This is a genomic window from Paracoccus mangrovi (genome assembly GCF_042648425.1).
Classification (GTDB): Bacteria; Pseudomonadota; Alphaproteobacteria; order Rhodobacterales; family Rhodobacteraceae; genus Paracoccus; species Paracoccus mangrovi.
The window spans coordinates 466,844-487,428 of the sequence record NZ_JBHRXJ010000001.1; the positions used below are offsets into that span (position 1 = coordinate 466,844).

General features: G+C 62.3%; 20 protein-coding genes. 12 read left to right on the forward strand and 8 right to left on the reverse strand.

Features of this window, described 5'->3' with window-relative positions; translation table 11 throughout:
- Position 1 precedes the first annotated feature (1 nt).
- The 6 genes from ACFOMH_RS02295 (at position 2) to ACFOMH_RS02320 (ending at position 4,331) form a co-directional block, all read left to right on the forward strand.
- Positions 2-718: a flagellar hook-basal body complex protein gene (locus ACFOMH_RS02295; RefSeq protein ID WP_377742336.1), complete on the forward strand. Its 717-nt coding sequence runs from the start codon at positions 2-4 to the stop codon at positions 716-718.
- Between the two features lie 14 nt (positions 719-732).
- A complete protein-coding gene (flgG, locus tag ACFOMH_RS02300) occupies positions 733-1,518 on the forward strand; it encodes a flagellar basal-body rod protein FlgG (RefSeq protein ID WP_374424016.1) in 786 nt (261 codons plus the stop codon).
- Positions 1,518-1,937, forward strand: coding sequence for a flagellar basal body P-ring formation chaperone FlgA (gene flgA / locus ACFOMH_RS02305; RefSeq protein ID WP_377742338.1), 420 nt, complete (start codon positions 1,518-1,520; stop codon positions 1,935-1,937). Before flgG ends, flgA begins: the two co-directional genes overlap by 1 nt.
- 64 nt (positions 1,938-2,001) lie before the next feature.
- Positions 2,002-2,700 carry a flagellar basal body L-ring protein FlgH gene (gene flgH / locus ACFOMH_RS02310; protein ID WP_374424176.1) on the forward strand — a complete coding sequence of 233 codons (699 nt, stop codon included), beginning with the start codon at positions 2,002-2,004 and terminating at the stop codon, positions 2,698-2,700.
- 9 nt (positions 2,701-2,709) lie between these two features.
- Entirely contained in the window at positions 2,710-3,270 is a 561-nt protein-coding gene (locus ACFOMH_RS02315) for a hypothetical protein (protein ID WP_377742339.1), read from the forward strand.
- A 59-nt stretch (positions 3,271-3,329) separates the two neighbouring features.
- Entirely contained in the window at positions 3,330-4,331 is a 1,002-nt protein-coding gene (locus ACFOMH_RS02320; protein WP_377742340.1) for a glycosyltransferase, read from the forward strand.
- Here ACFOMH_RS02320 and rfbA read toward each other — a convergent pair.
- The 4 genes from rfbA to rfbC are packed head-to-tail and all read right to left on the reverse strand — an operon-like array spanning position 4,307 to position 7,669.
- A complete protein-coding gene (gene rfbA / locus ACFOMH_RS02325) occupies positions 4,307-5,209 on the reverse strand; it encodes a glucose-1-phosphate thymidylyltransferase RfbA (protein WP_377742341.1) in 903 nt (300 codons plus the stop codon). The two genes, ACFOMH_RS02320 and rfbA, sit on opposite strands and share 25 nt — an antisense overlap.
- Positions 5,206-6,057: a dTDP-4-dehydrorhamnose reductase gene (rfbD, locus tag ACFOMH_RS02330; protein ID WP_377742343.1), complete on the reverse strand. Its 852-nt coding sequence runs from the start codon at positions 6,055-6,057 to the stop codon at positions 5,206-5,208. Before rfbD ends, rfbA begins: the two co-directional genes overlap by 4 nt.
- Positions 6,054-7,091 (reverse strand): dTDP-glucose 4,6-dehydratase, encoded by a 1,038-nt coding sequence (rfbB, locus tag ACFOMH_RS02335; RefSeq protein ID WP_377742345.1) that lies wholly within the window; start codon positions 7,089-7,091, stop codon positions 6,054-6,056. Before rfbB ends, rfbD begins: the two co-directional genes overlap by 4 nt.
- A complete protein-coding gene (rfbC, locus tag ACFOMH_RS02340; protein ID WP_377742377.1) occupies positions 7,088-7,669 on the reverse strand; it encodes a dTDP-4-dehydrorhamnose 3,5-epimerase in 582 nt (193 codons plus the stop codon). Before rfbC ends, rfbB begins: the two co-directional genes overlap by 4 nt.
- Before the next feature lie 254 nt (positions 7,670-7,923).
- Here rfbC and ACFOMH_RS02345 point away from each other — a divergent pair, with 254 nt between their 5' ends.
- Positions 7,924-11,340, forward strand: coding sequence for a calcium-binding protein (locus tag ACFOMH_RS02345; protein WP_377742346.1), 3,417 nt, complete (start codon positions 7,924-7,926; stop codon positions 11,338-11,340).
- Here the strand turns inward: ACFOMH_RS02345 and ACFOMH_RS02350 are convergent.
- The gene (locus ACFOMH_RS02350) at positions 11,337-12,155 is read right to left on the reverse strand and encodes an ABC transporter permease (protein WP_374423999.1); all 819 of its coding nucleotides are present in this window, start codon (positions 12,153-12,155) and stop codon (positions 11,337-11,339) included. The genes ACFOMH_RS02345 and ACFOMH_RS02350 overlap by 4 nt on opposite strands.
- An 81-nt stretch (positions 12,156-12,236) precedes the next feature.
- On the opposite strand from ACFOMH_RS02350, the gene ACFOMH_RS02355 reads away from it, so the two are divergent.
- Together ACFOMH_RS02355 and ACFOMH_RS02360 are read left to right on the forward strand one after the other, a co-directional pair.
- Positions 12,237-13,802: a capsule biosynthesis protein gene (locus tag ACFOMH_RS02355; RefSeq protein ID WP_377742347.1), complete on the forward strand. Its 1,566-nt coding sequence runs from the start codon at positions 12,237-12,239 to the stop codon at positions 13,800-13,802.
- 3 nt (positions 13,803-13,805) lie between these two features.
- Positions 13,806-14,486, forward strand: a complete 681-nt coding sequence (locus ACFOMH_RS02360; RefSeq protein WP_377742349.1) for an ABC transporter ATP-binding protein — start codon at positions 13,806-13,808, stop codon at positions 14,484-14,486.
- Here the strand turns inward: ACFOMH_RS02360 and ACFOMH_RS02365 are convergent.
- The gene (locus ACFOMH_RS02365) at positions 14,483-15,880 is read right to left on the reverse strand and encodes a phosphomannomutase (RefSeq protein ID WP_377742351.1); all 1,398 of its coding nucleotides are present in this window, start codon (positions 15,878-15,880) and stop codon (positions 14,483-14,485) included. The two genes, ACFOMH_RS02360 and ACFOMH_RS02365, sit on opposite strands and share 4 nt — an antisense overlap.
- A 154-nt stretch (positions 15,881-16,034) precedes the next feature.
- On the opposite strand from ACFOMH_RS02365, the gene ACFOMH_RS02370 reads away from it, so the two are divergent.
- Genes ACFOMH_RS02370 through ACFOMH_RS02380 form a run of 3 tightly spaced genes read left to right on the forward strand, consistent with a single transcriptional unit; the run spans position 16,035 to position 17,886 of the window.
- Positions 16,035-16,436, forward strand: a complete 402-nt coding sequence (locus tag ACFOMH_RS02370; RefSeq protein WP_377742352.1) for a ketosteroid isomerase-related protein — start codon at positions 16,035-16,037, stop codon at positions 16,434-16,436.
- A complete protein-coding gene (locus ACFOMH_RS02375) occupies positions 16,433-17,014 on the forward strand; it encodes a GNAT family N-acetyltransferase (protein WP_377742353.1) in 582 nt (193 codons plus the stop codon). The genes ACFOMH_RS02370 and ACFOMH_RS02375 overlap by 4 nt, the downstream gene beginning before the upstream one ends.
- A gap of 8 nt (positions 17,015-17,022) precedes the next feature.
- Positions 17,023-17,886 (forward strand): carbon-nitrogen hydrolase family protein, encoded by an 864-nt coding sequence (locus tag ACFOMH_RS02380; RefSeq protein ID WP_377742379.1) that lies wholly within the window; start codon positions 17,023-17,025, stop codon positions 17,884-17,886.
- Between the two features lie 107 nt (positions 17,887-17,993).
- Here ACFOMH_RS02380 and ACFOMH_RS02385 read toward each other — a convergent pair whose 3' ends face one another.
- Both ACFOMH_RS02385 and ACFOMH_RS02390 read right to left on the reverse strand, forming a co-directional pair.
- Positions 17,994-18,515, reverse strand: a complete 522-nt coding sequence (locus ACFOMH_RS02385; RefSeq protein WP_377742354.1) for an SMI1/KNR4 family protein — start codon at positions 18,513-18,515, stop codon at positions 17,994-17,996.
- Positions 18,516-18,520: 5 nt separating this feature from the next.
- Entirely contained in the window at positions 18,521-20,083 is a 1,563-nt protein-coding gene (locus ACFOMH_RS02390) for a phage minor head protein (RefSeq protein ID WP_377742356.1), read from the reverse strand.
- Positions 20,084-20,585 lie beyond the last annotated feature (502 nt).

Sequence of the window (20,585 nt, forward strand, 5' to 3'; positions counted from 1 at the left end):
CATGGATAACGCAATCTATGCCGCGTTGACGCGTCAATCCGGCCTGATGCGCGAAATGCGCACCATCGCCAACAACATCGCAAACGCGAACACCACCGGGTTCCGCCGCGAAGGTGTCGTTTTCTCGGAATACATGGTGCCGCTGGATCGGCGCGGTGAAACCCTTTCTATGGCAAATGGCCGCGGTCGCATGGTCGATCTGGAACAGGGTGGGCTGACCCAGACCAACGGCAAATATGACGTCGCCATTGATGGCGAAGGTTTCCTTATGGTCCAGACCCCACAGGGCAACCGCCTGACCCGTGCCGGGGCCTTCATGCCCAACGCCGAGGGCGAGCTGGTCAACCCCGATGGCTATCAGCTGTTGGATGACGGCCAAGCCCCGATTGTCATTCCCGCGGATGCCCGCAGCGTCGGTATCGGAACCGACGGCACCGTCTCGGCCAATGGCAATCCCATTGGCCAGATCGGCATCTTTGCCGAACCCGACCCATCCGACCTGCGTCATGAGGCGGGAACGCTCTTCGATCCCGGCGGCGCGGTCGAACCCTTGGATGAGGGCACGATCCGCCAAGGTTTTCTTGAGGAATCCAACGTCGATCCGGTGCTCGAAATCTCTCGCATGGTCGAAGTTCAGCGGGCCTATGAACTGGGCCAGAGCTTTCTCGACCAAGAAGATCAACGCATCCGTATGACCATCACGTCACTCACCCGGTAAATGGGGACAGGAACATGAGAGCACTTCAAATCGCAGCGACCGGGATGAGCGCGCAGCAAATGCGCGTCGAGGTCATCTCGAACAACCTCGCGAACATGTCGACAACCGGCTACAACCCACGCCGCGCCGAGTTTGCCGATCTGCAATATCAACAGGCCACCCGCCCTGGCACGATCACCGCCACGAATGGCGCCATGGTTCCGGCTGGTGTACAGCTTGGCTTGGGCGTGCGGCCCGCGGCAGTCACCGTCATGCTGGGTCAGGGTTCTCTGAGCCAAACCAACGGCGATCTGGATGTCGCAATCGATGGCAATGGCTATCTCGAGGTCACGATGCCGTCGGGCATTTCGGCCTATACCCGCGATGGCAGCTTGAAGCGCTCAGCCGAAGGACAGGTCGTGACCTCGGATGGCTATCCGATCGTCCCGGACATCACCATTCCCGAGGATGCGCGTTCGATCGCGATCAACGCCAACGGGGAAGTCTACGCCTATTTCAACGACCGGGTGGAGCCCGAAAACCTCGGCCAGATCACGCTCGCCAATTTTGTCAACGAAAAGGGCCTCGAGGCAATCGGCTCGAATCTTTTCCTTGAAAGCACGGCTTCCGGCGCCCCACAGGTCGCGGCCCCCGGCGAAGAGGGCCTCGGCACCATTCGTGCAGGCTTTCTGGAGGAAAGCTCGGTCGATCCCGTGCGCGAGATCGCCGAACTGATCAAGGCGCAACGGGGTTACGAGTTGAACTCCAAGGTCATCACCGCAGCCGACCAGATGCTGGGCACGACGGTACAGGTGCGCTGATGAAAACCATCCTGATCGCTTTGCTTTTGTTGCCGGATCTGGCCCAGGCCGGGTCAGTCGTGGCATCGCGGACATTGCCCGCAGGGACCATCATCATGCCCGAAGATGTCACCCTGTCGGAGGACAACAATCCGGCCGGCCCGAACCAGATCTCGCATGTGGTCGGCCAGCAGCTTCGCAATATGGTTTACGAAGGCCGCCGGATCGAAGCCGCCCACCTGACCGCACCGACGGCGGTCAAGCGCAATCAGATCGTCACGCTTGCATATGAGAAAGCCGCGCTTCGGATCGAGGCCGAGGGTCGCGCCCTGGGTGCCGGCAGCATCGGCGAGGTGATCCGCGTCATGAACAGCGCATCGCGCGTAACGGTATCGGGACGTATCGCGGCAGATGGCACGGTTGTCGTCGAACAATTCTGAAGGACATCACATGATCCGCCTCTTGAACTCCCGCTCCTGTCGCGCCGTTGGTACGATTTCCGTCATGCTGCTTATGTCTGCATGCGGACGGGTATCGCAGATTGGCCAGGTCCCGGACATGACCACGCCCGAAACCGGCGTGGAATATCAGGCCATGACCTCTTCCGGCTATGGCGCGTCAGAATTGCCCGATCGCCCTGACAGCGCGGCATCGCTTTGGTCGACGGCGCAGAACTCGCTGGTTGCGGATCGGCGGGCCTCGAGCCGCGGGGACATTCTCACCGTCGTGATCGAAATCAACGACCGTGCCGAAATGCAGAACACTTCGGGCAGAACGCGCAGTGCCTCGGACAAGGTCAATATCCCACAAATGGCCGGGCTGCCGCAACGGATCAATGACATACTTCCCGAAGGGGCGAGCATGGACGATCTGGCAGAGGCCAAAGGTTCCTCGACCTTCAAAGGCAGCGGCAATATCTCGCGCCGGGACAAGGTAACCTTAAGGGTTGCGGCCACGGTGGTCGAACGCCTGCCGAATGGCGTGTTGCGCATCGAGGGGACACAAGAGGTGCGCATCAACTATGAGGTACGCGTCCTGACAGTCAGCGGCTTTGTCCGTCCCTCGGATATCGGGCGGCGGAACGAAATCGCCTATGACCGGATTGCAGGCGCCCGCATTTCCTATGGCGGCCGTGGACAGATCAGCGACGTGCAGCAGCCGCGCTATGGTCAGCAGGTCGCAGACATCCTTCTTCCCTATTGAGGTCGGGAAATGATCAAGAAAATCCTGATGTTGATTATCCCGCTGATTGGTTTTGTCGGCGGGGCCATAGGCGGCGATATGCTGCATGCCAAAAAGACGGCGGGTGAAGTCCAGTCGGCAGACTCGCATGCCGTCGCCGAAGGAGCAGATGCGGCGGCCGAGGACAAGCATGCAGCGGAAGCTGGCGCCACCGATCATGGATCCGCCGGATCCGAAACGGCCAAGGCAGAGGGCGGTGAGGGGGGCGAACTGGATTGGTTCAAATTTCCCAACCAGTTCTTCGTTCCGATCATCCGCAATGGCGCACCCACCGCAATCATGGTTCTGACGCTCAGCATCGAAATGCCCGCCGCGGCCCGGCCCGAAATCGAGGCGCAGGAAAACCGCCTGCGCGACGCGCTGCTGGCGGCGCTGATGATCGAGGCCAATACCGGCGGCTTTGATGGCAACTTCACCTCGGAGCCCAGCTTGCAGCGGCTGCGCAATTCACTTCTGGCCGCAGGCCAGAAGGCAGGAGGGCCGGCAGTTCAGCGCATCCTCATCGAAGATATTGGCCGGCAAGACCAATAAGGCCCTCTGGCCGGGCGGACGTAAAGGGTATAGTTGCGCGGGGCCGGAAGGAGACTGCGTTGCACCCACCCATCACGATCGCCCTGGCCAGCTATAACGGCGCAAGGTTCATCCGCGAACAGCTTGACAGTTTTGCCGCGCAAAGCGTCACCTACTGGCAGCTGATCGTATCGGATGACGGATCGACCGACGGCACCCAAAGGATCGTGCAGGATTTTGCCCGATCCCGCCCGCCCGGACAGGTGCGCTTGATCGAAGGGCCCCGCCAGGGTTCGACCCGAAACTTTCTGCATCTTGCGCAACAGGCAGATTGCAAGGGTTGGCTGGCCTTTTCCGATCAGGACGATGTCTGGCATCCCGACCGGCTGGCACGAGGTGTCGAGTTTCTGTCGCGCCAACGTGGAGCCGCGATCTATGCAGGGCGAACAACCGTTTGCGACGAGCAACTGAAACCGCTTGCCCCTTCCCCGCATTTCCACGGACCGTTCAGGTTTCGCAACGCGCTGATCCAGGCCTGTCTTCCCGGAAACACCATTCTTGCCAACCATTTCGCGGTAGAGCTGTTGCAAGCCGCCGCCCCTGCGGCCATTGCCGCTGGGGTCGTTTCGCATGACTGGTGGGCCTATCAATTGCTGTCGGGCGCAGGCGCGGCCATCATGCGCGACCGGGCGCAGGTGCTGCTCTATCGTCAGCATCCCGACAATATGGTCGGCCGCAATGACACCACACGGGCGATAGCCTCGCGCCTGTCGATGCTGTTTGGCGGCAGCTATGCGGGCTGGCTGGCGCGCAATCAGGCCGCGCTGATGCCGGTCGCGCATCTGTTGCTGCCGGAAAATGCGGCCCTGTTGCAGCGCTTTGGCAAGGTCTTGAATGCGTCGGGACCTTTGGCGTTGCGCGAGGTTCTGGCGATGCGGCTTTACCGGCAAACCCGCAAGGGCACCGCGGTCGTTCTCGCTGCGGCGCTCATGGGGCGGTTACGGGATCGTGGCGGGATGAAGGCCGCATCCCCGACCGGACCCGCGTCGGGACCTGGTTATCCCAGCAACCGCGACAGATAGCGACCGTATTGGTTTTTCGAGAATTTCTTGGCGCGCTCGCGCAGCGCGTTGGCGTCGATCCAGCCCTGATTGAAGGCGATCTCGTCCGGGCAGCCCGTCTGCAATCCCTGACGCTGCTCCAGGGTCCGCACGAAATTCCCCGCATCCAGCAGGCTGGCATGGGTCCCCGTATCCAGCCAGGCAAAGCCGCGCCCCATCCGTTCGACGGTCAGCTGGCCATCGTGCAGATAGGATTCCAAAAGGCTGGTGATTTCCAGCTCGCCGCGCGGTGAGGGCGCGACCTGACGCGCCCGCCGCGGCGCATCGCCATCCAGAAAATAAAGCCCGGTGACCGCATAATCCGAAGGCGGCACATCGGGCTTTTCGATGATCGAGCTGACGCGCCCCTGCCCGTCAAAGGCGACCACGCCATAGCGTTCGGGATCGGCGACCCGGTATCCGAACACGGTGCCTCCCTCAAGCCGCCGATCCGCCGCGTCAAGCAGCTGGGGCAGGCCGTGGCCGAAAAAGATATTGTCGCCCAGCACCATGGCAGACGGGCTGCCGGCCAGAAAATCCTCGGCCAGGATATAGGCCTGGGCCAGCCCGTCCGGTGACGGCTGCACGATATATTCGAACCGCAACCCCCATTGCCCGCCATCGCCCAGCAGGCGGCGGAACTGGTCCTGATCCTCGGGGGTGGTGATGATCGCGATTTCGCGGATCCCGGCCAGCATCAGCACCGAAATCGGATAATAGATCATCGGCTTGTCATAGATCGGCAAAAGCTGCTTGGACACGCCCATGGTGATCGGGTAAAGCCGCGTGCCCGATCCACCGGCCAGAATGATCCCCTTGCGTCCGGTTGCGCTGACGACGGGGGTGACGGGATTGGTCATTGGTTCAGCTCCTGCAGGACCTTCGCAAGGCCAGCGCGCCAATCCGGGCGCGCAATGCCGAAATCGCGCGAGATGGCGGCACAGTTCAGACGCGAATTGGCCGGCCGCCGGGCCGGGGTCGGATAGTCCGAGGTCGAAATATCAACAATATGACAGGACAGCCCGGCCTGCGCCATGATTTCACACGCAAAACCGGCCCAGCTGGTGTCCGGCGCGCCGGAGAAATGATAAATGCCGCCCCGCGACGCATCGGCCCGCATGGCCTCTGCCATGGTCAGACAGGCCTGCGCTATATCGGCTGCGGGCGTCGGGCCGCCATGCTGATCGGCGACGACGCGCAGCTCATCGCGTTCCGCGCCAAGCCGCAGCATGGTCTTGACGAAATTCGCGCCATGGGCCGAAAACACCCATGAGGTGCGCATGACGGCCCATTGTCCGCCGGCGGCGGCAATGTCCCGTTCTCCCGCCAGCTTGGTCGCGCCATAGACGCCAAGCGGGCCGGTCGGATCGGTTTCCACCCAGGGCTGCGTGCCCGAGCCGTCAAAGACATAGTCGGTCGAAATATGCAGGAACGGCACCCCGAGCGCGGCTGCGGCGCGCGCCATCGCGGCCGGCGCATCCGCATTCACCGCGCGGGCGATGTCCGCATCGGTTTCGGCGCGGTCCACGGCCGTATAGGCGGCGGCGTTGATGACCATCGCACAACCGCTGTCGCGAATGGCGCGGGCACAGGCCTCGGGATCGGTCAGATCGGCCGCGTCGCGGCCCAGAAAGCGCGCCTCGGGCGCAAGCCGCGCAAGCTCGGTCGCCACCTGCCCGCTGCGCCCAAAGACCAGAAGCCCGTTCATGCCTTGCCCAGCCTTTCGCCGACACCCTGACGCGACAGCAATGGCTGCCACCATGCCTGATTGTCCAGATACCATTCGACGGTGCGGCGCAGCCCCTCTTCGACGGTGACCGAGGGCCGCCAGCCCAGTTCGGTGCGGATCCGGGTCGGGTCGATCGCATAGCGGCGGTCATGACCGGGCCGGTCGGTGACAAAGGTGATCAGCCGGTCATGCGGGGCATTCTCGGGGCGCAGGCGGTCCATCTCGGCGCAGATGGTGCGCACAAGGTCGATATTCCTGGCCTCGTTCTCGCCGCCGATATTGTAGCTGCGACCCAGTTCGCCCTTTTCCAGCACCAGAAGCAGGGCGTCGGCATGATCCTCGACATAGAGCCAGTCGCGGACATTGCCGCCATCGCCATAGACCGGGATCGGCTGGCCATGCAGCGCGTTCAGGATCACCACCGGCACCAGCTTTTCGGGAAAGTGATAAGGCCCGTAATTGTTCGAGCAATTGGTCAGAACCACAGGCAAACCATAGGTTTCATGCCATGCCCGCACCAGATGGTCCGAAGCCGCCTTGCTGGCCGAATAGGGGCTGCGCGGATCGTAGGGGGTTTCCTCGGTGAACTGGCCCGTCTCGCCCAGCGAGCCGAACACCTCGTCGGTCGAAATGTGGTGAAAGCGGAACCCCTCGGGGCGGCCCTGACGCGTCCAATAGGCGCGCGCGGCCTCGAGCAGGTTATAGGTGCCGGTAATATTGGTCTCGATGAAATCGCCCGGCCCGTCGATCGAGCGGTCGACATGGCTTTCGGCGGCCAGATGCATGATCGCATCGGGCTTGTGACTGTCCAGCGCGCGGTCCAGCGATGCGCGGTCCCGCAGATCGGCCTCGACAAAGCTGTAAAGGGGGCTGTTCGACACCGGGGCCACATTGTCCAGATTGGCCGCATAGGTCAGCGAATCGAGGTTCACCACCTCATGCCCGCGACGCACCGCCAGCCGCACCACCGCCGAGCCGATAAAGCCCGCGCCGCCGGTCACAAGGATCTTCATAGCCGTGCCTCGTATTCAAAGGGGCCGTCATAGGTGAAGGGGCTGTCGAAATCGGCCAGCCCCGGCGCGGCGGCATCCTTGCCCGACAGCACCGGCGCCCCTTGCAGGGCCCAGTCGATGCCGATGCTGTCCCATGCCACGCTGCCATCGCATTCCGGCGCATAATGGTCGGTGCATTTGTAGATGATTTCCGTATCCGGCACGCGGGTCACGAAACCATGCAGGAAACCGGCCGGGATCCACAATTGCAGGCCGTTTTCAAAGCTGAGCTCGGCGCCGAACCATTGGCCATAGCTGGGGCTGCCCTTGCGGATGTCGACCGCGACATCAAAGAGCCGGCCCCGCCCGCAACGCACCAGCTTGCCCTGGGCATGCGGCGGCGCCTGGAAATGCAGCCCGCGCAGCGTGCCGACCGCGCCCGACATCGAATGATTGTCCTGCACGAATTCGGGCAGTTCCAGCCCGGCATCGCGCAGGGTCTTGCGGTTCCAGCTTTCGGCGAAGAACCCCCGGTCGTCGCCGAACCGTCGCGGCAAAAGGGTCAGGACGCCCGGCAACGAGGTCTTTTGAATTTGCATCTGCATCAACCGGATTGCTTCACGGAGACTGCATATGAAGGAACTCGGCAGGCTGCACAAGCTTCGCGTCAAAGGCGGGGGGCAAGCCGCCGATAGTTAAAATGCCCCGGGGAAAGTCATGTCGGGCCAGCCATCTTAAGGCTATTTTTAAGAGGCCAAGCGTAACCCTGAAACGTGCAACAGGAATAATTAGGCCGTTTCGGATGTTAACTTATCGTCACGTCGCAACATATATTGGGCCATCGGCCAGCTTTGTGACCAACATCACCGACCTGCAAACCTTTGCCGGACAAGCGGGTTACACGCTTTACAGCGTGACCCATATCGGCGGCGGCCTTGCCGCCTATCAGATCACTTCGCCCGACCAGCCGATTCAGATGATCGACAATTGGGCCTATTCCCCCTCGGTGGGCTATGGCGGGCAGCCCAAGGTCGCCATCGTCGATCTGGCGGATGGGGCCTCGGTCTTCGGGATCGGGCTGACCAATGAGACCGGAATGGGACGTCTGTTGCAGGCGGATGGCCGCTTTGGCGCGGCCGCCCAGCTTCAGGATTCGGGCGCCTATAGCCTGCTCGGTCAGTTCGAAACCCCGCTGGGCAATTTCATCTATACCGTGCGCGACGGCCGCACCGCATTCGATGTCTGGCGCGTGGGCGAGAATGGCGGCATCAGCTTTGTCGAGCGTTCCTCGCTGCCCTGGGGACCGGGCATGCAGGGGACCGAGATCAGCGACCTGCAACTGGCCTCTGTCGGGGATCGTAGCTTTATCATTTCGACCTCGGCGCTGGGGAATTACATCGCCGCACAGATGATCCGCGCGGACGGGTCGATCGGCGGCGCCCAGATGCTCTGGGCGGATCGCGGTCTGGGCCTGAACCAGCCCAGCCACCTCGCCACGATCGAGATGAACGGCGTCACCTATGTCGTCGTCGCCTCGTCGCAAAGTTCGTCCCTGACCACACTGCGGCTGAACTATGCCGGGGAATTGCTGCCTTCGGATCATATCATCGACGAATTGACGACCCGATTCCGGGGAACGACCGCGCTGGACGCGGTGACGGTGGACGGGCGGGCCTTCATCTTTGCCGGTGGCGGCGATGACGGGATCAGCGTCTTCACGCTTTTGCCCGACGGCCGGCTGATGCATCTGACCAGTCTGGCGGACACGCTCGACTATGCGATGGCGGATGTCTCAAGCCTGTCGGCGCGCGTCATCGATGGACGGATCGTGCTGTTTGTCGGCTCGCAGACCGAACAGGGGATCACCCAGTTCGTCTTTGATCCCGGTCAGGTCGGCCTGACCCAGATCGTCGGCGAACGCTGGCAACACGGCACCACCGGCAACGATGTCATGCAGGCGGGCGCCGAAACCACCGGCATGATGGGCGGCGCGGGCGATGACGTGCTGGTCGCCAGCAATTCGCCCGTGCAGATGAGCGGCGGCGACGGCGCCGACACCTTTGTGGCGCGCGAAGTCAACGGCCGGATCATCATCAACGATTTCGAACTGGGCGTGGACCGGCTGGATCTGTCGCTTCTGGGCATGATCCGCAGCACCGGCCAGCTGACCTTTCGGCCACAGGCCGACGGCATCAAGATCTTTTACGGCAATAGCGTCATCTGGATTTACACCCATGACGGCAGCACGCTTCAGGCCGGAAATTTCGACAATTCGCTGTTTCCCATCGCCCATTACAATCCCCCCAACATGTGGACCAACATCATGGGGTCCGAAGGCAACGACACCCTGAGCGCGGGGCGCTATGGCTCGACCGTCGTGGCGCGGGGGGGGCGCGACCTGCTCTTGGGGGGCGAGCGCGGCGATTATCTGCGCGGCGGCGATGGCAACGACACCATCCACGGCGCCGACGGCAATGACACGATGGAGGGGGACGCCGATAACGACGTGCTGCGCGGCGGCGCGGGCCGGGATTTTCTGCGCGGCGGCGATGGCAACGACTATATGAACGGCGGGATCGGCAATGACACGATCCACGGCAAGAACGGCAACGACATTCTGGTCGGTGAGGCCGGCGACGACGAGATGCTGGATTTTGCCGGCGACAACACCCTGTGGGGCGGCGGCGGCAGGGATCTGATGCGCACCGACATGGGTCATGACAAGCTTTATGGTGGCAGCGATCATGACACCATCTATTCGGGCATCGGCCATGACACGCTTTACGGCGATGGCGGCAACGATCTTCTGAATGCCGGCAAGGGTAACGATTTCCTGCATGGCGGCACCGGCAACGACACCATGTATGGCGGCGCGGGCAAAAACACGCTGTTTGGCGGCGATGGCGACGACCTCCTCGAAGGGGACCGCGACACCGACATTCTGCATGGCGGGGCGGGCAACGATTTCCTGCGCGGCGGCGACGGCCGCGACGAACTCAGGGGCGATACCGGCAACGACACGCTGCACGGCAAGAACGGGGACGACCTGCTGATCGGCGAAGACGGCGACGACGAGATGCTGGACTATTCCGGCAACAACACGCTGTGGGGCGGGAACGGCAACGACCGCTTGGGCACCGGCACCGGGACGGACATGCTGCATGGCGGTCGCGGCAATGACACGCTGAGCGGCGGTGACGGCAACGACACCATGTATGGCAGCTATGACGACGACGTGATGGATGGCGGCGGCCAGCGTGACCGAATGGACGGCGGCGACGGCAACGACCGTATGAGCGGCGGCGACGGCAATGACACGGTGGATGGCGGCAATGGCCACGACACCCTGTCGGGGCATCTCGGTGACGATCATGTCCGCGGCGGCGCCGGCAATGACCTCATGACGGGCGAATCGGGCCGCGACACCCTCATGGGCCAGGACGGCGATGACAGCATCCTTGGCGGCGGCGGCAACGATTCGATCCAGGGCGGGAACGGCAACGATTCGATTCTGGGCGATGACGGCAACGACAGCATTTATGGCGAGACGGGCAATGATTCGATCTGGGGCGGCACCGGCAATGACCGGATCGATGGCGGTCCCGGCAACGATTTCATGGTTCCCGGGGCGGGCAACGACACGGTAACCGCCGGCGACGGCAACGATACCGTCTGGGACCTCGCCGGTCAGGACATCCTTCTGGGCGGGGAAGGCCACGACACCATCCTGGGCTTTGGCGGCAATGATTCGCTTTTCGGCGATGCCGGCGATGACGTGTTGCAGGCCGGCACCGGCGACGACATGCTTTATGGCGGCACCGGCAATGACACGCTGAACGGCGAGGCGGGCAATGACAGCCTGCTCGGGGGCCTTGGCAACGACTATCTGCGCGGCAGCACGGGGGATGACGTCCTGCGCGGCGACGATGGCGATGACATCATCGACGGCGGGGCCGGCAATGATCGGCTGGCCGGTGGCGCGGGGGTCGATACATTTCTGTTCCGCGCCGCCGAGAATTTCGACGGCGGCTTTGATTCGATTCTCGATTTCCGGCTGGGCGAGGATGTGCTGGACATGCGCGAATTGGGCCTCAGCTTCATTCGCGGCGCGCAATTCTCGGCCGATGGCGAAGGTGGCGAGGTGCGCGCCTATTGGACCCGCGAAACCGCCTGGGTGCTCGAGGTCGATCTGCATGGGACGGGTCATGTCGACCTGACCCTGCGGCTGGGATCGATCGGACAGATCAGCGAGCGCGACCTGCTGCTTTAGCGTTCCATCAGGTTGCGATAGTTCCGCACCAGCATCAACAGACCAAAGACGATCAGAACGATCGAAATGCCAAAGACATAGCCCGGGCTGACATAGGTCGCGTCATAGGTGGGATAGATCCCCCGCCGCATCAGCCCCACACAATGCAGGATCGGGTTATACCACAGAAAATCCTGTGCTTTTGCCGGCATCTGGTCGTAAAGAAAGAACACGCCCGACATCAGGAACAGCGGCCGCGTGGCAATGCCCCAGGCGCGTTCATAAAGCGGAAAGGCCGTCATCAGATAGCAGTTGCAGGTTCCGACCCCGACCGCAAGGATCGTCGTCATGACCAGGCATTCAAAGATCGACATCATGTCGACCACGACCGGCAGCTGGAAAATGATAAAGATCCCCGACAGCACGATCGCGATCACCGTGGTATGCGTCAGCGCGTTCAGAATGACCCGCGCCAGCATGGCGTCCATGAACGTGACGCTGGGATAGGCCAGAAATGGGCGCGAATAGCGCACCGAGGCCGCGACCTTGTTGGTCAGATCGTTGAACATCGCAAAGGGCAGGAAGCCCGTCGCATAAAAGAGCGGAAAGTTCGTCCCCAGGCTGGGTTCGCGGAACGCCATGCTGAAAATGATCGACAACAGGGCGACACCCAGAATCGGTTCCAGCAAGGCCCAGACATAGCCCCCGGCCGAACGGCCATAGGTCGTGGCGATCTCGCGCAGCATCAATGCGACCACCGTCCGGGCCATGCGAAAGCGTGGTCCGTTGCGATAGGGCCGTTGCGGGGCGCGTCGTGCTAGGTTGATATCGGACATGTGAACGCAAATGCTGGTCTTGGCGCCCGGCAATATGTAACAACTGCGCCGAAAAGGTAAACCAGCGAAAGCGCGACTGCGGTGAGCACTCCTTCACAACCGACCGGCAGCAAGGCCGCAGATCAGGCCCAGCAAAAGCCCGGCGTGCAAGACCTGGCCGATGCCAGACCGACGCCCCACCCCGCCGATGCCAATGCGCCAAGCGGGACGAATCGCCCGTTTCAGGGCAGCCCGGGACTTGCGACCACCATGCCGCCGACGGCCGCCCCCGCGGCCAAGCCGCAGCCCGTTCAGCCCAAGCCGGCACAGGCACAGGCACAGGCACAGGTTGCCACGCCGGCCTTGAAACCCACCCCTGCCCCGGCAGCTCCGGCGCAGGCCAATCCGGCACCCGCGCCGGCGCCGCGCGCACAGGCCCAGCCGATACCGGTCCGGCCGATGACACAGCCGGCCGTCGCCCAGCCTGCGGCGCGCCCGATTCCCGCGAATCCGCCGCCGCCCGAAATTCCGGTCCGCCCGACCGTCAGCGTCGCACATCCCCGGCGCCGACACTGGCTGATGCTCGGGTCGTTCCTGTTGCTGGTGGTGCTGCCGACCCTGCTTTGGGCCTGGTATCTCTGGGCGCGGGCCAGCGATCAATATGTCTCGAGCGTCGGCTTTTCGGTCCGCAAAGAGGAATCGACCCCCTCGATCGACCTGCTTGGCGGGCTTGGCGGGCTGGCCGGCGGGACGGGCGGCGCCTCGGACACGGATATCCTTTACGAATATATCCGCAGCCAGGACATGGTCGAACGGATCGACGCCCGGCTGAACATCAAGGCCATGTTCGCGCGCGAATGGCCGCGCGATTTCATCTTTGCCGCCAATCCCGAGGACCATATCGAGGATCTGACCGATTACTGGCAAAGTCAGGTCAAGGTGCTTAACGACACCACCAGCGGCCTGATCACGCTGCGGGTCAGCGCCTTCACCCCCGAGGACGCGCAACAGATCGCGGCCGCCGTGTTCGAAGAAAGCTCGAACAAGATCAACGAGCTGTCGGCCATTGCCCGCGATGACACCACCCGGCTGACCAAGGAAGAGCTGGACAAGGCCCGGGGTGAGCTGACCAAGACCCGGCAGGCCATGACCGCGTTCCGCATGAAATCGCAGATCGTCGACCCCGAGGCCGATCTGGCCGGCCAGATGGGCGTGCTCAGCGGTCTTCAGGCCCAGCTGGCCGAGGCGCTGGTGGCCCATGACCTGTTGCTGGACAATGCCCGCCCCACCGACCACCGCGTCACCCAGTCGCAACAAAAGATCGACGCGCTGCGCCGTCTGATCGACACGGAACGCGGCAAATTCGGCGCCGAAGGCCAGGGCCCCGCCGGCGAAAGCTATGCGCAGCTGATGGCGGAGTACGAAAAGCTGGCGGTGGATCGCGAATTTGCCGAGGGCGCCTATCGCGGCGCACGCATCGCCTATGAGGCCGCGCTGGCCGAGGCGCAGCGCAAATCGCGCTATCTCGCCGCCCATATCGAACCCAAGGTGGCGCAAAGCTCGACCGAACCGGACCGCCCCTGGCTTTTGTTCATGGTGATGGGCATGCTCTTGGCCGGCTGGTCGATCCTGATCCTCGTCTATTACAGCATCCGCGACCGCCAATAAGTCATGATCGTGCTGGAAAACCTGACCAAGACCTATCGGCTGAAAGGCCGAAGGACGGTTGTCGCGGACCGGCTGAACGCCGTGTTTCCGACCGGGGCGTCGGTGGCTTTGCTGGGACGAAACGGCGCGGGCAAGACCACGCTGCTGAAAATGATCGCCGGCACGATCCGACCGACCTCGGGGCGGATCCTGTCGGATGGCACGATTTCATGGCCGGTCGGCTTCGCCGGCAGCTTTCACCCGGAACTGACCGGCGCGCAGAATGTGCGTTTCGTCGCCCGCATCTATGGCGTCGACAGCGACGAGCTGGTCGATTACGTCGGCGATTTCGCCGAGCTGGGCCAGCATTACCACCAGCCGTTTTCAAGCTATTCTTCAGGGATGCGGTCGCGGCTGGCCATGGGCACCAGCATGGGCATCCATTTCGACACCTATCTGGTCGATGAGGTGACCAGCGTGGGCGACGCCGATTTCCGGGCCAAGTCGCAGCGCGTGTTCAGCGACCGCATGGCCAATTCCGGCGCCGTCGTGGTCAGCCACTCGATGCAGATGATCCGCAACATGTGCGACATGGGCGCCGTTCTGGATCGCGGCCATCTGAGCCTTTTCGACGATCTCGACGAGGCCATCGCCTATCACGAGGCGGTGCTGCGCGTTCCCCCGGCCGTGCCCGGCGACGGCTAGGCGGGGGCGGTCAGCAGGGCCTCGATCTCGGCGCGCCGGGTGGCGACCAGCCCGGCATCGCCGCGCGATTCCACGTTCAGCCGCACCACCGGCTCGGTATTCGAGCGGCGCAGGTTGAAACGCCAATCCCCGAATTCCAGGCTGATCCCATCGGTATCGTCGCGCGCCACCGCAATGGGTTCAAAGCGCGCGACCACGCGATCGATCGCGGCGCCGGGATCGTCAAGGCGGAAATTGATCTCGCCCGAGGACGGAAAGGCCCGCATCCGTTCGGCCAGAAGCGCGCCCAGACTGGTCCCCTGACGCCCCATCAGTTCGGCCACCAGAAGCCAGGGCACCATGCCGCTATCGGCAAAATGGAAGTCGCGGAAATAGTGATGAGCCGACATTTCGCCGCCATAGATCGCATTCTCTTCGCGCATCGCCCGCTTGAGATAGGCGTGCCCGGTGCGCGCCTGCACCGCCTGTCCGCCCGCCCGTGCAATCATGTCGCGCGTGTTCAGCACCACACGGGGGTCATGGACGATCTTTTCACCCGGATGCTTTTCCAGAAACGCCGTGGCCAGCAGGCCGACGATATATTCGCCGGGGATAAAGCCGCCATGCTCGTCAAAGAAAAAGCAGCGGTCGAAATCGCCATCCCAGGCCACGCCAAGATCGGCGCCATGCGCACGCACCGCATCCGCCGTCATCGGCTGATTTTCGGGCAAAAGCGGGTTTGGAATGCCGTTCGGAAAGCTGGAATCCGGGTCATGGTTGATGCGGATGAACCGCAGCGGCGCGCCGCGCCCGGCCAGTTCCGCGGCGATGGCATCAAAGGTCGGCCCCGCCGTGCCATTGCCGGCATTGACCAGCACGGTCAGCGGGCGCAGCGCCGAGACATCGACGAAATCGGCAATGGCGCGGGCATAGGCGGCGCGCGCTTCGGGAAAATCGCGGGTTTCGCCCCGCCGCTCGGACGCGGCGAAACGTCCCGACCGCGCCAGATCTGCCAGCCGGGCAAAATCCCCCTCGGGGTCCAGCGGTGCGGCGCCGCGTCCGACCAGCTTCATGCCGTTATAGTCGATGGGGTTATGCGAGGCCGTCACCTCGATCCCGCCATCGGCACCGAAATGGGCGGTCGCGAAATACATCTCTTCGGTACCGGCAAGGCCGAGGTCGCGGACATTGGCACCCGCATCGTTCAGCCCCCGGATCAGCGATGCCGCCAGTTCCGGCGAGGTTTCGCGCGTATCCCGCCCCACGATCACGTCGCGCGCGCCCAGCACCTGCGCAAAGGCCCGGCCGATGCGATAGGCCACATCGGTATCCAGTTCACTGCCCAGCCGACCGCGCACGTCATAGGCCTTGAAACAGTCGATCTGTCGCGGCGGCATCTGGTCGGGCATGGTCATCGCCTTTCTTCCCTGATCATCCCCCTTGGCTACACCACCGTCCATGGGATGGGAATAATGCGTCAGGATTGAAGAAGGGTTAATCCTACATCCAATGACCGAGGTGACGCGCCCCCCACCCCGCGCTAGACCGGACCAAAGCAAGGAGACGCCGATGGATACCAAGGCCCTGATCGCCGCCTATTACGCCGCATTCAACGCCGGGCGTACCGACGAGATGTTGAGCTATCTGCATGACGGGATCGAACATCACGTCAACGAAGGCGGAATCCGGCGTGGCAAAGAAAAATTCGCCGAATTCAACGCCCATATGACCAGAAGCTATAAAGAAACCCTGACCGATATGGTGATTTTCGCCAATGAGACGGGCGACCGGGCGGCGGCGGAATTCGTGGTCAATGGCACCTATCTTGCCACCGACGAGGGCCTGCCCGAGGCGCGGGGCCAGACCTATATCCTGCCCGCCGGGGCATTTTTCACCATCCGCGACGGCAAGATCGCGCGGGTGACCACCTATTACAACCTCGCCGATTGGATGCGACAGGTTTCCGCATGATCGCCACCCGCATCCTGACCGGCGATGCCGTGGCCGGGGCGCTGGATGATCTGGCGCGGCTGCGCATCGCCGTCTTTCGCGACTGGCCCTATCTTTACGATGGCGACGTGGATTACGAGCGCGATTACCTGACCGCCTATCAGTCGCCGGGCGCGGTGGTCGTCGCGGCCTATGACGGCGCGCGCATGGTCGGCGCCGCGACCGGCGCCCCGATGGAGCATCACGCGGGCGATTTTGCCGCCGCCTTCGCCACCCGCGCCGAGCCTCTGGATCAGATCTATTACTGCGCGGAATCGGTGCTTTTGCCGGAATATCGCGGGCACGGGCTGGGCCACGCCTTTTTCGACGGGCGCGACGCGCAGGCCCGCACCCTGGGACGCCGCTATAGCGCATTTTGCAGCGTGATCCGACCCGCCGATCACCCGCTGCGCCCGGCCGAATACCGGCCGCTGGACGGGTTCTGGCGCAAGCGCGGCTATGCACCGCTGCCGGGCGTCATTGCCGGGTTCGACTGGAAGGATATCGGCGAGGCGGCGCAGACCCGCAAATCCCTGCAGTTCTGGATGAAATCGCTGTGACTCGCCTGATCAGGATCGCCGCCGCCGCCTATCCCTTTGACTGGCTTGATAGTTTCGACGCCTATCGCGCCAAGATCGGGGCCTGGGTCGCGGGTGCCGCCGATTGCGACCTGCTGGTCTTTCCCGAATATGGCGCGATGGAGCTGGCCTCGCTTGGCGGCCCAGCCATCGCCGGTGATCTTGAGGCATCCCTGCACGAGGTCGCCCGGCACGAGGCCGCCCGCGACGCGCTGCACACCGAACTTGCGGCGGCGCATGGCGTGCATATCCTGGCCGCATCCGGCCCGCATTTCGACGCCACCCAATCTGGCAACCCGCGCCCGGTGAACCGCGCCGTGCTTTACGGCCCCAAGGGCCGCATCGGCCATCAGGACAAGCAGATCATGACCCGGTTCGAGCGCGAGGACTGGAACGTCGCCCCCACCCCCGGCCTGCGGGTGTTCGACACGAGCCTTGGCCGGCTGGGGGTGCTGATCTGTTATGACGCGGAATTCCCGCTGCTGGGCCGCACGCTGGCCGAAGCCGGGGTCGAGATCATCCTTGTCCCGTCCTGCACGGACACAGTGGCGGGCTATAACCGGGTGCGGATCGGGGCGATGGCAAGGGCGCTGGAAAGCCAATGCGTGGTGGTGCAATCGCCCACGGTCGGGAATGTGGACTGGTCCCCGGCGATTGACGAAAACCGCGGCGCGGCGGGGATTTATGCGCCCCCCGACGGGTTCTGGCCGGAAAGCGGTGTGGTAGCCGAGGGGGGGATGGATGCGCCCGGTTGGGTCAAGGCCGAGGTTGATCTGGATTTGGTGGCCGAGAGCCGCAGGAATGGGCGGGTACTGCCGTTTTTGCATTGGGCGGAGAGTGCGGGGCAACATTGAGCCCGGTTTGCTAAATGCTGCGACGGGCACGAATGTCAGCGCTCCATAGGGCGGTCAAAAACATGGCAAAACCAACCGATTTTGGCGCACAGATACGTTCGGGGGTCTCAGCCGAACCCTAATCGTTCCAGATCATCTTCTGAAACCAACATCTCGATGAGATGGTCGAAATTGTCGGCGACCTTTGTAAAGCAGTCTTCGAAGGATGTTCCATTTTGGTCGAATTGCCAGATTTCTGGGTTCGCTCGCGTAGGGTCGTTTTGGTAGTTCAAACACGTCCACCCACCACCACCGAGTGATGCGAAAGGAATCACATCGTCGATGCTTCGTTCAAAAACATCATCAACCCAGTCTTGGAGGCCCTTCTGCTCACGCGGCAGGCTTTCGAGAGGATCGAGGTCTTGGAAAAAGCCCTTATATTCTCCACCGGCGGCCCTAGGACCTGAGATCGCTTCATCGCATAGCTTACCATCTTTGAAGATGGAAGCGGTGTTAGAAACAAGGTATCCATCTTTTAGGCTGCGTGGGAAAGTGACCCCAAAGCGCTGCTCCATCTGTTCAATTTCAACGGGCGTTGCACCTGGATCGGGATCAGAGGAATCGCTTGTCCATACGTAGTGGTTCGACATTTTGGTCACCTATTTACCCTACTGGCCCAGCCAATATGCTTAAACAAACTGTGCGCTGTTGCATCCAAAAGAAGCATTGGCCCTGTACCATTTGGATTCAACTGCAAACCATCATGATGCCAAGTTAAACCATCAGGATTTGCCCTTCCCCTGGCCAACTGGCCCAATTGTCTTTGTGTGAACAACGATCGCGGAACTCGCCCAGCTTCAATCTCTTGCCACAACGCACGGCTCGCGGAACGCAAATCGGCATTGCCACTGATGCTCGTGCCCCGTCCGATTGGGTTCGGAATATCGACGCGGGCGAGACCAATCTGCGAAAAATCCGGCACGCCATCGGTATAGGATACCGAAACACGTCGTCCGTTCAGAGAAGAACCCACATCGCTGATACGTGTCGTGTATCGTACCTGCCCACCGGGCATGATCTCCACAACATTGTCCGAGTTTTCCAGCCAGCGGCCAAACCGGGGTGCCTGAGGACCAGCATTGCGTTGACCTAGGAAACGGCCACCGTCGTCCAGCATGTCGGGTGTGATCCGAATGGGTCGCGGCGCGGCGCGGCCAACCGCACCAAGGAGACCGCCAGAGACCAGTGCAAGTGCCTCAGGATAGAACCGACGCCCTGTTTCCTCGCGCATGCCTGCGCGGACAGCGCGGCCATCAGCATCCGAAACGCCGAGACCAGCGATACGCTGAAGCTCTTCATGCAGCACATCCCATTGAGCAAGTTCACCTCGATTACGAAGAAACGGGCGCCCGCCCCAACGTTCCTCCTCCACACCACGTGCGGCTGCAACCAGGCCACGGCCCAAGTTGCGGAGCGCTGCCCGCCGTTCATCTCCGGAAAGCACGGATTGTGGCAGGTGTTCCACGCCCGCCAACAGTGCAATCGCATCGAGGTATCGTGCGGCATTTTCCGGCGCGGCAGTGCGCAGTTCTTCTAAAGCATCACCCGGCGTGGTGCCGTCGAAGAACGGGTTTTGCCCCACGCCGCGCGCAAGATCGCGCATGCCTTGGCGAAACGCCTCTGTTTCCGCCAGGAGTTTTTCCTGCTCGAATAGAGGCCCGAACAACAGATCGCTCGATGCAAGGGCATTCGGCAGAGGAGCCGCCAAGGCATATCGAAACGCGGCCTCGCGAAATGCCCGAGCCAAAAGCTGTTGCTCGACTTCCTGAACATCGGTTTTATTTGTATCCGCGGCTAGCGCTTCAATTGCTGGTCGCAGGGCACGCATCTCGGCGGCGGCATTGCGAAATTCCTGAAGTCGGTCGTCATTTGGGTGACGAAATGCGAATCCATCCCAAATTTCTGCGGTTGCGCCGACAACGTTCTGAGTGAACCCCGGAATGAAGGGTTCGGCGCGGCATCGACAGTTAATCGCCTGACCGGGATGGCCGTCTTCGGGTGGATCATCCCAGCGGAATACCTGATCATCATAGACGGCATGCGCTCGGCGCACTTTTTCATCATCTTCGGACCGCCAGACATAGAACTCGACAGCGAGAGCGCGTTGGCGCAACTCCCCGATAAGCCCAGTAAAGCCGCGGAGAAGGCGTTCTTCCATGGATTGCCGAATAGGGCGAAGCCGCTGAGGATGACTGTTCCATTCAGCCCAAATGACGGTGAGCCGACTGGCCCACTCATCAAGCGTCTGTTCCACCGCATCCGAAACATCGGGAAGGTTATCTGGTGAGACCGGCCCCTCCAAAAGTTCAGAATAGGTCTCGATCAGCGCATGTGCGTTTTCACGAGAACGTCATTCAGGCGAGTGGCGAAATCCGCTCTCAGATCTTAATAGTTCGGGAATGTGTTCTTGACGGCCCACCCAGTTCGCCTTCCGACAACTCCCATGGAAGAACGGGAAAGAACAAACTCACCCTCCCCGCCTGAACGGAGGAAATCAGAAAATGCATGCTGCATCTCGTCTTCCACCTTGACCTGGTGGGGAACTATCTCAAGCTTTCATTAACCCACATTCTCCAAGTAAGTCGCTGATTTCGCTGTCGTAATCGTGATATTTCGCATATAAATCATGGCGTTGACGGCTGCGAGGGGCGCGTTTCATG

What these genes read in the sequence shown, in the direction of transcription:
- rfbD (WP_377742343.1), bottom strand. Translation starts at nt 6,057, where the DNA reads ATGAACGGGCTTCTGGTCTTTGGGCGCAGCGGGCAGGTGGCGACCGAG.
- ACFOMH_RS02295 (WP_377742336.1), top strand. Translation starts at nt 2, where the DNA reads ATGGATAACGCAATCTATGCCGCGTTGACGCGTCAATCCGGCCTGATG.
- ACFOMH_RS02365 (WP_377742351.1), bottom strand. Translation starts at nt 15,880, where the DNA reads ATGACCATGCCCGACCAGATGCCGCCGCGACAGATCGACTGTTTCAAG.
- rfbB (WP_377742345.1), bottom strand. Translation starts at nt 7,091, where the DNA reads ATGAAGATCCTTGTGACCGGCGGCGCGGGCTTTATCGGCTCGGCGGTG.
- ACFOMH_RS02390 (WP_377742356.1), bottom strand. Translation starts at nt 20,083, where the DNA reads ATGGAAGAACGCCTTCTCCGCGGCTTTACTGGGCTTATCGGGGAGTTG.
- ACFOMH_RS02350 (WP_374423999.1), bottom strand. Translation starts at nt 12,155, where the DNA reads ATGTCCGATATCAACCTAGCACGACGCGCCCCGCAACGGCCCTATCGC.
- ACFOMH_RS02315 (WP_377742339.1), top strand. Translation starts at nt 2,710, where the DNA reads ATGATCAAGAAAATCCTGATGTTGATTATCCCGCTGATTGGTTTTGTC.
- flgA (WP_377742338.1), top strand. Translation starts at nt 1,518, where the DNA reads ATGAAAACCATCCTGATCGCTTTGCTTTTGTTGCCGGATCTGGCCCAG.
- ACFOMH_RS02360 (WP_377742349.1), top strand. Translation starts at nt 13,806, where the DNA reads ATGATCGTGCTGGAAAACCTGACCAAGACCTATCGGCTGAAAGGCCGA.
- ACFOMH_RS02385 (WP_377742354.1), bottom strand. Translation starts at nt 18,515, where the DNA reads ATGTCGAACCACTACGTATGGACAAGCGATTCCTCTGATCCCGATCCA.
- flgG (WP_374424016.1), top strand. Translation starts at nt 733, where the DNA reads ATGAGAGCACTTCAAATCGCAGCGACCGGGATGAGCGCGCAGCAAATG.
- rfbA (WP_377742341.1), bottom strand. Translation starts at nt 5,209, where the DNA reads ATGACCAATCCCGTCACCCCCGTCGTCAGCGCAACCGGACGCAAGGGG.
- rfbC (WP_377742377.1), bottom strand. Translation starts at nt 7,669, where the DNA reads ATGCAAATTCAAAAGACCTCGTTGCCGGGCGTCCTGACCCTTTTGCCG.
- flgH (WP_374424176.1), top strand. Translation starts at nt 2,002, where the DNA reads ATGCTGCTTATGTCTGCATGCGGACGGGTATCGCAGATTGGCCAGGTC.
- ACFOMH_RS02370 (WP_377742352.1), top strand. Translation starts at nt 16,035, where the DNA reads ATGGATACCAAGGCCCTGATCGCCGCCTATTACGCCGCATTCAACGCC.
- ACFOMH_RS02375 (WP_377742353.1), top strand. Translation starts at nt 16,433, where the DNA reads ATGATCGCCACCCGCATCCTGACCGGCGATGCCGTGGCCGGGGCGCTG.